The sequence below is a fragment of the bacterium genome, from assembly GCA_030583725.1.
GTDB lineage: Bacteria > Patescibacteriota > Microgenomatia > UBA8517 > UBA8517 > JAUYMM01.
Map to the genome: position 1 here is coordinate 103,481 of CP129472.1, position 13,438 is coordinate 116,918.

Below are 13,438 nucleotides of genomic sequence, written 5' to 3' on the forward strand. Positions count from 1 at the left end.
GATCTTCTTACGGTATACCGTTAACTACCGTCAGGAGCCGTTAGGCCTCCTGACTATAAATAACCCCTTTTCCTTAAAGTGGGTAAGCGGAAGGCCGAAACGAGCGAAGCGAGTGGAGGCCTGGAGCGCAAACATGATATGGGTTTGCGAGCCGCGAAGCGGCGAGCAAGGAAACACGCTCCGCAACAATTCCTTCCCCTTTAACCCCTCCCTTGTTGCTCCGCTACAGAATTAAAAATGTGTGGTAAAATAGGTTCTGACTAAACTATAGATATGCACCTTGACGTACTTTAATATATTTTTGAAGCTAAAAGATAATTTGCGGGAGTGGCGAAATTGGTAGACGCGCTTGCCTAAGGAGCATGTGGAGAAATCCTTGCTGGTTCGAGTCCAGTCTCCCGCACAATGTACTTTAATATGGATTCATAGCTCAGTTGGTTAGAGCGTTCGGTTTACATCCGAAAGGTCGTAGGTTCGAGTCCTACTGGATCCACAAAGTGGAGTCAGCAAGTTTCTTACTGGATCTACAAGAATAAGATTGTTTGCTATAATATTGAAATTAAGCTGAGATAATAAAAATCTTGTCTTATCAAAACATATTTGCCGAGATAGCCTAGTTGGTCATGGCGCATCTCTGAAGAAGATGAAATGTTGGTTCGATTCCAACTCTCGGCACAAATTGTAAATGCGGGTATGTGAAATTAAAATTTCATCACCCGCTCGAAGCTCGCGGGTATAGCATAGTGGTAATGCGCCTCGTTGCCAACGAGGATAGAGGAGTCCGATTCTCCTTACCCGCTCCCACCCCCGACCTGTCGGGTCGGCACGAAGTGCGGACCAGACATTTATCCCCTGTCCTCGGACAATTCTGTTTTTTAGAAAGAGGTCCGAGCCGAAGATTTTAGCGGCGAGAACCTTTTTAAGTTGCAAGTCCGCAGACTTGGCAACTTGTGTAGCTGTTCTTGCTTCATTTATCCAACTCCTCATGGGTCCGAGCCAACTGTCATTGGTTTGTTGGAAGTTAAAGATTTGCTCCTCCAATTTCTTCTTTTGGGAGAGAAGTTCTGACTTTTTAGAAAGATAACTTTCTTTGTCAACTTCTTGGTCAAGGTAACTATCCAAAAGAATTGTCAATTTGGAGGAAATCTTTCTAACTTCCTCTTGTTTTTCAAAAACAAACCTATGACCAGATTGGGCAAGATTGATTTTTTCTTTGTCTAATTTCTTTAACATTTTACTTGCCCAATCGTTTCGCAAAGAATACTTTTTGATGAGTGTGGAGAGTTGAAAGTCTAAATTTTCCTCTCTAATAAATGGTTGGCGACAGTTATGGAATTTAGACTTTCTAGTACATCTATAGTATTTGAAAATATCTACTTTACCGTTTTTATAATATTTATTTTTAATTTCTCCTGTAATTGCCATTCCACACTCTCCACACTTTAGAAGTCCTAAAAATGGTTTAGTAATTCTTGCCTTGGTCCACTGTTTACTTCTACCATTTAGGACTTCTTGTACTTCATCAAAAAGTTTCTTTGTGATTATTGGCGTATGGACCCCTTCGTGGATCTCTCCTAAATACCGAAAATGGCCGTAGTAGAATGGGTTTTTTAAAACAAGATTCATCTTGTCTATCCGAGCGCATCTAGCTTTAGGTAAATTTACGCCATTTTCTGACAAAAAGTCAGCAATTTGGTAAAGCCTATACTTACCTGTTGCAAACATTTCAAAGGCTTTAACAATAAGTGGTGAAATCTTTTTATTAACTTTGATTGACTTATCCCTAGAATCATTAATGTAACCTAGTGGTGCAACACCTGGCATTTCACCACGTCTGACTTTTTGGCGTAGTCCTCTTTTGGTATTTTCAGAGAGAGCATCCACGAAGTACTTGCTTTGGCCAAAGGCCATTGCAAGCATGAATTTTCCTTGTGGAGTTGGTTCAAACCAAAATTGAGGACATTTTAAATACTTTAACTTTCCTATATCAATCAAGTAAATAATTTTTCCACCATCCATGGAGTTTCTAGCAAGTCTATCAGGATGCCAACAAATTATGCCAGAAGCACGGTCTTTTTCTATTGCTTCCATCATTTTATTAAATATTGGTCTTCCTTGAATTTTGGCAGACTGCTTTTCAACAAATTCTTCAACAACAAACAAATTCTCACGTTTTGCAAAGTCTCTTAACTCAGCAAGTTGTGCTTCGATCGAAAGAATTTGTTTGTCTTCTACATCTGTAGACTTGCGTGCATACAAGAAAAATTTTTGAAGGCTAGGATTATTTACAATATTGCTCATGCAATATTATTTATACGCCCGTAAATAATCCGTATCAATAGATCTTTTTATATCAATTTTGGTTTGAGGTTGTGTTCTGTTTTGTCCGAGGACAGGGGATAAATGTCTGGTCCGCACTTCGTGCCGACCCGACAGGTCGGGGGTGGGAGCGACTTTTCCAAACCGCTCTGACTTGGTTTCGCCAACATGTATAGTTTAACATCTTTGTTTGCATTCTCCAAGAAGAGGGGTTAAAGGGGAAATGAATTGGAGAATGCTCGTGTTGCTCGCTCAGCTCCGCTTCGCGGAGCTTCGCTAACCCAATCGTGTGTGCGCTCCAGGCCTCCACTCGCTTCGCTCGTTTCGGCCTTCCGCTTACCCACTGTGTTTTGTTGTTATACCTAGCTCACGCTTACTGATAACATAAAATACTCGTTTAACCTTATAAATACTTATTTTATTCGAAGAAAAGCTTTGCTTATACAATTGAAGCTAACTGTTCTTCCAGATTCCTAGTTTTTTGCTCTTTGCTTGTTCCTGTGCTTCTAAAAGTTGAACTTGATAAATAAATGGCTTCCTTTTTTGATATATAACTAATTCAGCCATACCTTTTCGGACAAGTTCAATGGAGATGTTCTTTTCATCAATGATTGGGTATGCAAGAATTCTTCCAAATTTGTCAGAAGTATAGTTATCATATTCAAGTTTTATTTCTTTACCTTCAACAAGTTCTTTGTTTAATTTAGAAGCTTCTTCTGCAAAGTCTTCACTCTCTTCTGGAGCTGTTATGCCAACATATCTAAGTACAGTACCGTTAAATAACTCTACAGTGTCTCCATCTATCACTCTTTTAACAACTGCAGTTTTGGGGAGTTTTGTAACATCATGATTTTCTATAGCTTCTCTAGAATCTAAAACTTTTCTTACATCATCTTCATATTCTGTACCTTTGGATAGTTCTTTTAAGTTTTTAAGAAGTTCTACTGGGACTAAAACAAATTTGTTATTCATATAATTTTACTAACTAAAGATAGTTTTAATTGTATCCTCCAAAGAAATAGCAAATTGATCTAACTTTGAGTATTCTTTTAAAATCGACTGCGTAATTCCATGTTTAATTAGCGCTTGATTGTAATCAGGAACAGACGAGATACCAACTATTTTATTTGGTACAAATTTTTTAAAATCAAGAACATGGAAAGACCCTCCAAGTTTACAGTCACGATCTAGAAGTATTAAGTCAAAACTGACGTCTAAATCCTTATTAATATATTTTTCAACCTGAATATACTCAGACAAAACAATTACAGATAAATCAAGCTTCATTGCTGTTTCAATTTTATATAATGCGTCAAATATTTTAGAGAGTGTTAGGATATCATCCTCAAGTATTAATATTCTTTTAGTTTTCATTATTAAATTAGTACTAAAGTTATTATTAAAGACAATATGGCAGAAACAAAAAAGGATGTTTTTCTTGCACTTTTCTCAACATTTATGAATTCCTCATTATTCTTGTAGTTTTTTGGATTATGGAACCTGCGGTTCATTTTTAATCCTCTATAGCTGTGGCTTGGTTCAAAACTAATTTTTCCTTTGTACTTGATATAAGTCCAATATATCCAAGAAAAATTAAAGATAAAACAAACTATGTATATAAGGATAAATGACATACACAAATTATAAAACTATATTTACAAAAAATACATAAACATAAACTTTTTAAAATTTCACAACTCAAAATATTTTGTCGAATTAGAAAATTTTGTTGTTAATTGTGCTTTACGCTTAAATTTATTTAACTAATACACCTTTTCAGTAAAAAGTGACTTGAGTGTAAAAAATATAGTTTTTGTTATTCTAAATATAAATTCAATAAACATAATTGTTGCTATAAACATAATTTTTAAAACGCTAGGAAAATATAGAATAATACTTATTAAACCACATGCAATAATTATTGATCTCTCATCAAACTCAAAAACGAGAAGCCCAGTAAAAAATAAACCTATTACAATAACTGCGTGTATCACTTTTCTAAATAGATAATCAGATAGTGGGTAATTAACTAAATTATAAAATCGTGAAGTTTTCTTAATTTCAAACTTTTTGAAATATCCACTAAACAGACTAATTGGAACCATAAAAAACCTAAATAGTTCAAAAATTATGTTTCTAGCAAAATTTGGTGTTGTATCTAATTCAAACTCAACCTTTTTCATAATAACCATATTCAATATGTAACATTATTTATCAATATATTTTTCAGTAATTTTACATTTTGGATAAAATTTACAACCCCACAAATATCCACCGAATCTACTTTTTCTTTTAATCATTGGCTGTGGTTCGTGATTTGGGTTAGGACAAATCGGTTCACCTGCAGGCGTATATTTTTTAACCATCTTTCTTAAACTAGTAAGTTTTTCTTTCTGCTCCTTGGTCTCTATATCTGTTTTTGGTATGACTCCCGGTTTATGCATACGCAATAAACAATATGTCCAATAACTACCGAAGCGACTTTTGTCTGTCCAATAATATGCTCCAGTTTCTTTGCAAAATTCGCACAATCTTAGATTATTTGTGCCTATTTTTCCAATATTCTTATCTAATTTCAAGAATTTAAACATTTGATTACATGTGGATTCACCCTCAAACCTTCTCATTACTTCATGGCTATCCTTTTGAGATAATATATTTAAGCTTCCTTCCCACAGTATATTTCTATCTATTATTGCTAATTTTCTATGAATAAAACCAACAAAAGGTAAGACCACAACTCCCAATTTGCTAAGCTCTTTGATACCGGATTCTGCTTGTTGTTTCATAAGTGAACTGTGTTCCTTCGTCATTCTTGTTAGTAAAAATATATTTACACCTTTACTTATAAGATGCCTAAAAATTGGCAAGAAAAAATTAACTCGATTCATAGTTATATATGGACTATCGATTACAACTTCATTCTTTGCTTTAAGCAGATCGTTAACAAAAACATTATAAAAATCAGTTTCGTCAAACAACTTTGATTGAGAATCGCCCTTTTCTAGTTCTTTTGTCTGAACTATTTTGGAAAGCCACTTTTCGGTCTTATCTGTAACAACATATTTTGGCAAAATTTCTTTTGCATTAACGAATGGATAATTATTTAAACGCGAATATTCTACAAACATTCTTAACTTTGACGACAAACTATGTTTCACTAATAAACTTTTTGAATCTACTATTACAATACATTTTTCTTGGGTTCGCGAAAAAGCGACATTTATAAGCTTTTCGTCATCACCACCATCCTGACTATCGTCTGTAAGTTTCGTTTGATTAGCTGTCGTTACATCAAAAATAATTATTTGCTTTTCTCCACCTTGAAACTTGTGTACAGTATCTACCACAACTTTATCATCTGTATTTTCGTCTTTCAGAATTTTTTGAATTAAATTTACCTGAGCTCTAAATGGTGAAATTATTCCGATGGTTTTGTAACCGCTCTTGATTGCTTGCTTTGCTATATCTACTGCCAATAATGCGTTATAAAGATTGTAATATGACCCAGAATCAGTTTTTACAGCAATTGTTCCCACTTCGCTCGTGTCAAAAACACCAATATGAAAATCGGGTAATGGTGGCTTTGACAGTAACACACTACCTTTATCAGAAGTCGCTTTAATGTCAGATATTAATTCATAGTCTTTACCGATTTTTGAATAGACAAGATGGTTAACTAAATTTGAGATGTCTGGGTGCATTCTGTATTGCCTTCTAAGTTGCTGTAAGCAGTTAACCAATGTTTTATTTCTAAGATTGTCTTCAACTCCCGATGCCTTAAAAACATCTCGTTTTAGCCATTTATCCACGAGGTCTTGCTCTGCCTGCTTTTGTTCATCAGATAGATTCCTGTTATCGAGAACTTTATGTTTTGCAATTGGCGGAAGTTGAAGAAAATCACCAACAATAACTGTTTTAGTTTTTGATAAACCACAAGCGTGCCACACGGCAGGTAATGGAGCCATTGAAGCCTCATCAATAATAACGCAGTCGTATTCACGACTCAATATTTCACTTGAACTATAACTTTTTGTTAACGTCGTCGCAATTATTTTTGCATTTTTGACTACCAACGAAATGAGGTTGTTCAACTGATTTTCTAATTCACTTTTTTGTGAATCTAAATCTTTTATTATCTTTCTATTGGCAAGGACTTTGGCTTCATTTTCTTCTCTAGAGTTATCCCTTAAATCATTTCTAAGCTTTTCTGCCTCCTCCGTAAATATTCGCAACCTACCTTCAATTGTTTCAATTTGATAAATAGTTGCTTCATTTTTCTGTTTTAGATTTTCAATATTTTCAAGTAACTTTGTTTTTTCAGAGATTAATTGGGATAGATTTGTTCCAGAAAAGAACCTCATAATACTGTTTGAATTTTGATAATTTGCGATTCTTTGGTTAATATCAGCTAATTTATGTTTATGTCCCGTCACTAATTCTTTTGAAGATATTAATTTGTTTTTGTTAGAGACTAACTCTCTACTTATTTTTTCTATATCCTTATCACAATTATCAAGATTATCAAATAATTCAACAATTTTTTCTGAGTATTCACATTCTTTATTGATTTTATCAATTTTGGCGTTAAGATCTCCAATCTCTTTTCTGATCGGACTACCCTTAATTTCTAGTGCCTTACCGGGATCAACGTAATCAATTGATTTTAAATCCTTTTCTGTTTCGTAGAGCTTACTATCAGCATTTACCTTCCCAATACGTATGATGTTTCCAGATTCAAGATCACTTAACTGCTTCGTTTGCAACAGATACTGAACTGTTTTGTTCAAAGCCTCATCAGTTGCCTTATTTGTATGTGACAAAAGCAAAGTACTGTAGTTTAGAGACAACATGCCTTCGAGCATTTTAGCAATTAAATGTGTTTTGCCAGTTCCTGGAGGTCCCCAGATATAGGAAACTTCACTTCCCATTACGAGTCTTAATGCCCTCTCTTGAAATTCGTTCAAGGATTCCCCAACTGAGGGGATAATATAGTCATTATCAATCATTGACTTTGAAGTATCAGGATTAAACGTTTTATTGGCTAAATCTGTTATTTTGATTTCACCATTTTTAATTTTTTGGAGTTTGTTATACAAAAGCTGCAACAAATAATAACTTGATATTATCATCATTGCTTCAGAAATTGTTGACCCAATATTTTTCTCTAATTGGACCTCAATTATATTTTCATTTATGCCAATAACTTTACCAGATACAGACTCATTTTTGATACGAATTTCAATTTCAGAATCAGAGTCAATATCTTGTAAAAAATCCATAACAAATTCGTAGATATGTAACTCTCCTACGACAGATGTTAACTGGCCGTTTGTTAGTCGAATACTGGAGCCACCTTCTTTTTGAAGATATTTAATATTAGCATCAAGGGCTAACATCATCTCATCTATAATGTTTTGATTATCAGTCATTTGGTTCAGTTAAACTATTATAATACTCGCCTGTCTGTATTAACTAATATTGTAACTAAAAAAATGAAACATTACCTCATATTATCCGCAAGCAGTTATAAAAACAGTTTTTATGAACCTGCATAGGCTTGAAGGTGATATGGTTTGTCACTAAAAGTTACTAGTTGACTCACTATCCCTAGTGTTAGAACATAGGCATATAGCCTCAGATTAGCTATAAGACTTAGATCTGTGTTTATATGTATCTGAAGTTTTAGTTAAGTACTTTGCTAAGGATAGTGGGAGCTCGTGGCGAAACTGGTACACGCGATAGTTCAGAGAACTATTTCCTCTCAGGATTACGAGTTCAAATCTCGTCGAGCTCACCAGTATCCTTAACAGAACATTCAACTAATTAAGTGCTTTTTGTAATTGTTGTACAAAAGTTAATCTAACTTTCATTAAACATTTATTTCCCTGCGATGTCAACAACGACTGCGTTGAAGGAGTAAATCAGATAGGTTTCCGATTTTACCCATATTTTTAGTAGATTTCAACTTTTTATTGTACTTTTATCAAATGCAATTTTTACGGCTTCATCTTCGTAAATAGGTTCTTTGGTTTCTGGAACTCTATAACTATGATCTGCATTTTTAATTTCAAAATAATTTATATCTTTTGAAACTGCCGTTTTTAAATCATTTTTAACAACCTCTATGTTTCCAAACTTGTCTTTCTCACCTTGAATAATATCTATTTTTCCTTCAAAAGTTTTTAAATCTATACTTCCTGTAACATATCCAAAAACTATTGCTGAATATTTTGATTGTTCTTCTTTCGGTAACGATTTTAGATAATAACTAGCAATTATTGCTCCTAGTGATTTTCCTATTAACCTAACATGTTTATACTCCTTTGCTCTACACTCATCTAAAATAGATCGTAATGTTTCTAGTTCTTCTTTTAATTCTGGTCCTGAAGATTGTTCTTCCCCTCTTTCATAATATGGAAAATTAAAATTAACTACTGAATGGCCTTGTTTTACACATTCATCAAATATCATTTGCATCAACGAATAATTCATGCCACCTGAACTACCATGAAGTAAAACATCTAGAGTGTCTGATTTGTTACTTACAAATTTTAAACTTGGGATATCCATTTTAATTATTTTAAACAAATTTAATTAATTCTTTTAATCTTACTTCATAGGAATGTTCAGCTACTAATTTGTTTCGTATACCTTTACTAATATCTGAATATTTTTTGTAATCCTTCATAATCATCAGTAGTTTTTCGTTAGACAAAACCAATTCTTTTACAGTATCACCATAAAGTTCCGATGCGTGAGCGAAATATTCAGGAATGACAGGAACTGTATCGGCTGCAAAAGTTTCAAGCATTCTTGGTGTTACCAGTTTTAACTTATTAAGTATCGGCCTAATGTAAATTGGATTAATTAGCCCTCTACTCATTGATGATTCTACTTTTCCATAAGGTGCTGATTTTAATATTTCTACATTATTCGCCTTAAGAAAATTTGGATCGGAATAGGTGGCTTCTTCAAAACCTTTCATCACTTTTTCATCCCAATGACTTCCCATGACACCTATTCTCTTTAATACATTTCTAATTGAGTTTGTCGATTTTGCAAGTTTTGTTATATCATCCCATCGATACCAATTATTACCTACATAAAGAAAATCAAAATCTTTTTTAATATTTTCGAAATTATTATCAGCATCAATTCCAAAATAAATAAATTTGGATACCTTTTCTTTTGTTATTTTATCCAATGTCGGTTGGAGAATTTTATCTGATAGACTGTCGTAAAGTGTTGTCCAGTATTCGTATGAATCGGGAGTTGGATGATTTGTATCATTTTCCAAAACTGACGGTTCCAAATATTTGCAATCAGGATCGATTAGTAATATTTTTGATCTTGGTATACTTTTCCTGATTTCGTCTAAATCCTCATTTGATAAAAATGGATAGGATTCATAAACTATAACTAAAATATCTAAATCCCAAGATCTTTCTGCAACAGGTACAACTTTCCTTATTTCTTCATCAATGTAACCAAACTCAGATACTCTAACATCATGTCCTAATATCTTGCCGGCATTTACATATCCCAGCAATGCATTACTAGATCCACAGTTATATTGATAATTACCAACAAATGCTATTTTCATTTATTTTCCTTAGAAATCGATTATACTATATCAGTTAACCAAAAATATGGACATACTAGACGCATATTATAAAAAAACAATTGACTTTACATTTCAAGATAAAAAATTGAAATTTAAAGTTTCACAAGCCTTATTCAGCTCGCATATTATAGATTCTGGAACTCAGAGGCTTCTCAGAACATTCATGAATAGTAACGGTTTTTTTAACAAAATTTTAGATTTGGGATGTGGATATGGACCAATTGGAATAACATTAAAAACTTTATATCCTAACTCAGAAATTCATATGGTAGACAGAGATGCACTGGCACTCGAATATGCACAGATAAATGCTGGCCTAAATAAAACTAACAACTATAAAATATATGCAAGCTTAGGATATGACTCAGTAGATACCAAAGACTTTGATTTAATAATTTCAAACATTCCTGCTAAGGTTGGTAAAAATGTTTTGTCACACATGTTAATTGATTCAAAATATTTTTTAAGCAATGATGGTTTTGTTGCAATTGTCGTTGTTGATGCAATATTAGAGGATGTCAAAGACATATTGTCTAATCCAGAGATTGAAATAGTATTGCAAAAATCTTGGCCTGGTCATACAGTGTTTCATTACAAATTCAATTCTCCTCACACATCAAAAGTTAACACAGTAGTTAATAGTTTTGATTCAGGATTGTACGATAGAGATGAGAACACACTTAAAATAGGTGGCAAGGAAGCAGTGTTAAAATCATCTTTTAACTTGCCTGAGTTTGATGAAATGAGTTATGAAACTCAAATGCTTTTAAATAACGTTACAGATATTAAAAACCAAAATATTTCCAACTGCCTTGTGTTTAATGTTAATCAAGGCCACATTCCTGTTGCAATTACTCTTTTGACTAAGGTAGATAAGATGATAGTTGTTGATAGAAATTTACAATCACTAAAAGTGACTGAAAGAAATCTAATAAATAACGGATTCTTAAAAGAAAATATAATTGTAAAACACCAAGTAGGTATTAGTATAAATTTATCTAAAATTGACTGTGTAGTTGGCATACTTAACAAAAAGGATGAAAGAAGTGTAAATGATTTAACCATTGATCAAATTGTAAGCCAACTGACTGACAAAGGGGTTGCGTATATTGTCTCAAGCTCAAACATAATTACACAAATTGAAAGGAAAATAAAAAAAGTTAAGGAGTTACAAACTATAAAAAGAATTAGATATAAAGGAGATAGCTTCATATCCTTCAAATTTAAAAGTAAAAAATAAATATATTATGTTGGACTTATCAAGTGATATATTTTCGGGAAAATATTTACCTTCACAATGGGAAAGAAAAGAAATAGACGTGAGTAAATATGAAAAAGCATTAAATATTATTTGTCCAAATATGGATATATTGGGTCAATTGACAAGAAGTACTAACACTGTATCTTTTGTGTTGAAAAGCTCACAAAAATTATTCGTATGCCAATTTGCACCTCCAAATTTAACCAAAGTATCTAAATTTGAAGAAAAGAACAACCCAAACAAATTTCAAGGTGCTCAAGAACGTATGGCACACCTAAATGAGCATAAAATATCTGTGCCTGAAATAATATTAAAAGGAGAAACAATAATCGACAGCCAAAAAAGACAATACATTGTAATGAATTTTGTTGATGGGATAAGTGCTGACCGTCTATTAGCAAGATCGCCTGAATCCAGATTAACTATATATCATGAGTTTGGTAGAATTTTATCAAAATTGTCGACTGTTCCAATCATTGAGCCTGAGAATAGAACTCCCTCAAAAATTGTATTAGATAAAGTTAATCACGCTGCAAAATATATTTTAAACAGAAAAATTATATCTCAAGATCAATTTGATAAATTAATAATGTTAGTAAATGCTCGACTAACAATACTAGGTGAGATGCCTCTGGCCTATGTTCACTTAGATCCTTCTCCAACCAATTTACACATAAAGATTCAGGGCACAAAACATGTAACAACATTAATGGATATTGAAGCAATTCAAATTGGACATCCAATTATTGAAGGACTAGGTCGAGCAATCATGACTGGTATCTATGATTGGAGTTATATTACAAACGGAAATACCGATGAAATTCAGTCCAATGTAGAATCATTTCTTAGTGGATATTCTGAGATGTCTTTATATGCAAAAAGTTTACTAAGATCGAAAAAAGATTTTGAATGGCTATTACAAACTTGTCGAATTATACATTTACCTCAATCAATCATGTATGAAGACAAAAAAGACACATCTTTATTTAATCCAGACGATATATCGTTTAATTGGAGTATCGACACCTTACAGAAGCTAATAACAGGTAACGAAAAATAGAAGTTGACAAAATATCTATTTAAGAAGTTCTTTTATTTTTTCTATTGCAAGATCTACTCCATTACCACCCAACGAATCTATATAATCCTTACCTTTTTTCACCATTTCATTGGACCATTCATTTCTATTTTTTACAAGATCATTAAGTTCTAAACCAATTTTACGCTGAACATCTTCAGATTTTTCTAAAAGTCGTAGTTGTTCAAGTACCAGTCTCATACTTTCCTCCCCTGGAAGATGAAGTAAATTAAGTTCAGGGAAAAACTCTTTAAGATGGACTGATGCTTTTGCTAAACCAAGACCATTAAAACCATCTAATTGTATATATTGACTGTCGTTTGATGGTGGCAAATAAACTACAGGCGTTTCAGTGTAAAATGCACCCCTTGCAGTTATCAGACCTGGGGTGATAAGTATAACTTCAGATTGGGACATCTCACTTACAAATTTGTCATGTGCAAGAGTAGTAAACTCAAAAGGTGTATTTGCGAATCTTTTTTTAAGTTCTTCAACTGTTTTTTCATTTGTTGCAAGAATCACACGTTCAAAATCTGACCAATCAACATATTTTGAAAGAATATCTGTCATTACAAAGGGGAAATTGGTATCCTTTCCAACTTTGTACACATGGGTTGCTTGCGCACCTCCAAACGAAATGAATGCTTGTTTTTTTCTAGGTAATTTTTTAGATTTGGCCATAATTGGACCGACAGTTAATAGGTTTTTAATCTTGTCGACATAAAGATTGTCATTTGCACTGGAATAAAATGTTCGTTCACGAATATAAAGGTCAACATCAAAAAGTTCATCTGAAATGGATGGCCAAAACCAGAACAAAACGTCCTCATATATAGTAATTTTGTTATGCTTCTTAGCAATTTTTATACTTGCAAGGTCCATACAACTAACTACTGCGTCACATTTAGATATAATATCTTCAAGCTTGGATAGATTTTTAGGATCTTCTATATCAAGTTCATAAACTTCATTAAAGGGAAATTTTCTAGCCAATTGAAGCGATGTTCCAAAACCTACAAAAATTAATTCAAAATCTTTAGTATTTCTAAATTCTTCAATAAGATATAGTAATGGACCCACTGAACCGAAGGCAAAATCTTGAGCTGTAAAAACAATCTTCATCATGATGTAGTATTATACTACTATCAGGCAC

10 protein-coding genes and 5 tRNA genes are annotated in these 13,438 nt (G+C 33.0%); 7 read left to right on the forward strand and 8 right to left on the reverse strand.

Annotated features, from left to right (window positions below; genetic code table 11):
- The first annotated feature begins 321 nt into the window (after positions 1–321).
- The 4 genes from QY322_00630 to QY322_00645 all read left to right on the forward strand — a co-directional run bounded on the left by QY322_00630 (position 322) and on the right by QY322_00645 (position 800).
- Positions 322–403 (forward strand) — tRNA-Leu (locus QY322_00630).
- A gap of 16 nt (positions 404–419) precedes the next feature.
- Positions 420–493 (forward strand) — tRNA-Val (locus QY322_00635).
- Between the two features lie 109 nt (positions 494–602).
- Positions 603–675 (forward strand) — tRNA-Phe (locus QY322_00640).
- A 54-nt stretch (positions 676–729) separates the two neighbouring features.
- Positions 730–800 (forward strand) — tRNA-Gly (locus QY322_00645).
- Between the two features lie 1,972 nt (positions 801–2,772).
- Here the strand turns inward: QY322_00645 and QY322_00650 are convergent.
- From QY322_00650 to QY322_00670, 5 genes are all read right to left on the reverse strand, one after another.
- Positions 2,773–3,291 carry a thermonuclease family protein gene (locus tag QY322_00650; protein WKZ25806.1) on the reverse strand — a complete coding sequence of 173 codons (519 nt, stop codon included), beginning with the start codon at positions 3,289–3,291 and terminating at the stop codon, positions 2,773–2,775.
- A gap of 9 nt (positions 3,292–3,300) precedes the next feature.
- The gene (locus QY322_00655) at positions 3,301–3,693 is read right to left on the reverse strand and encodes a hypothetical protein (protein WKZ25807.1); all 393 of its coding nucleotides are present in this window, start codon (positions 3,691–3,693) and stop codon (positions 3,301–3,303) included.
- Between the two features lie 2 nt (positions 3,694–3,695).
- On the reverse strand, positions 3,696–3,953 hold the full coding sequence (locus QY322_00660) for a hypothetical protein (protein ID WKZ25808.1): 258 nt from the start codon (positions 3,951–3,953) through the stop codon (positions 3,696–3,698).
- A gap of 129 nt (positions 3,954–4,082) precedes the next feature.
- A complete protein-coding gene (locus QY322_00665) occupies positions 4,083–4,511 on the reverse strand; it encodes a hypothetical protein (protein WKZ25809.1) in 429 nt (142 codons plus the stop codon).
- Positions 4,512–4,526: 15 nt separating this feature from the next.
- Positions 4,527–7,751, reverse strand: a complete 3,225-nt coding sequence (locus QY322_00670; protein WKZ25810.1) for an AAA domain-containing protein — start codon at positions 7,749–7,751, stop codon at positions 4,527–4,529.
- 282 nt (positions 7,752–8,033) lie between these two features.
- Here QY322_00670 and QY322_00675 point away from each other — a divergent pair.
- A tRNA-Ser gene (locus QY322_00675) sits at positions 8,034–8,119 on the forward strand.
- A 164-nt stretch (positions 8,120–8,283) separates the two neighbouring features.
- Here the strand turns inward: QY322_00675 and QY322_00680 are convergent.
- Both QY322_00680 and QY322_00685 read right to left on the reverse strand, forming a co-directional pair.
- Positions 8,284–8,892, reverse strand: coding sequence for a hypothetical protein (locus QY322_00680; protein WKZ25811.1), 609 nt, complete (start codon positions 8,890–8,892; stop codon positions 8,284–8,286).
- 10 nt (positions 8,893–8,902) lie between these two features.
- Positions 8,903–9,925 carry a hypothetical protein gene (locus tag QY322_00685; protein ID WKZ25812.1) on the reverse strand — a complete coding sequence of 341 codons (1,023 nt, stop codon included), beginning with the start codon at positions 9,923–9,925 and terminating at the stop codon, positions 8,903–8,905.
- 46 nt (positions 9,926–9,971) lie between these two features.
- Here QY322_00685 and QY322_00690 point away from each other — a divergent pair, with 46 nt between their 5' ends.
- Positions 9,972–11,186 (forward strand): methyltransferase, encoded by a 1,215-nt coding sequence (locus QY322_00690; protein ID WKZ25813.1) that lies wholly within the window; start codon positions 9,972–9,974, stop codon positions 11,184–11,186.
- Positions 11,187–11,193: 7 nt separating this feature from the next.
- Positions 11,194–12,267, forward strand: coding sequence for a phosphotransferase (locus QY322_00695; GenBank protein ID WKZ25814.1), 1,074 nt, complete (start codon positions 11,194–11,196; stop codon positions 12,265–12,267).
- Positions 12,268–12,282: 15 nt separating this feature from the next.
- Here the strand turns inward: QY322_00695 and QY322_00700 are convergent, their stop codons facing one another.
- Positions 12,283–13,410, reverse strand: coding sequence for a hypothetical protein (locus tag QY322_00700; protein WKZ25815.1), 1,128 nt, complete (start codon positions 13,408–13,410; stop codon positions 12,283–12,285).
- Positions 13,411–13,438 lie beyond the last annotated feature (28 nt).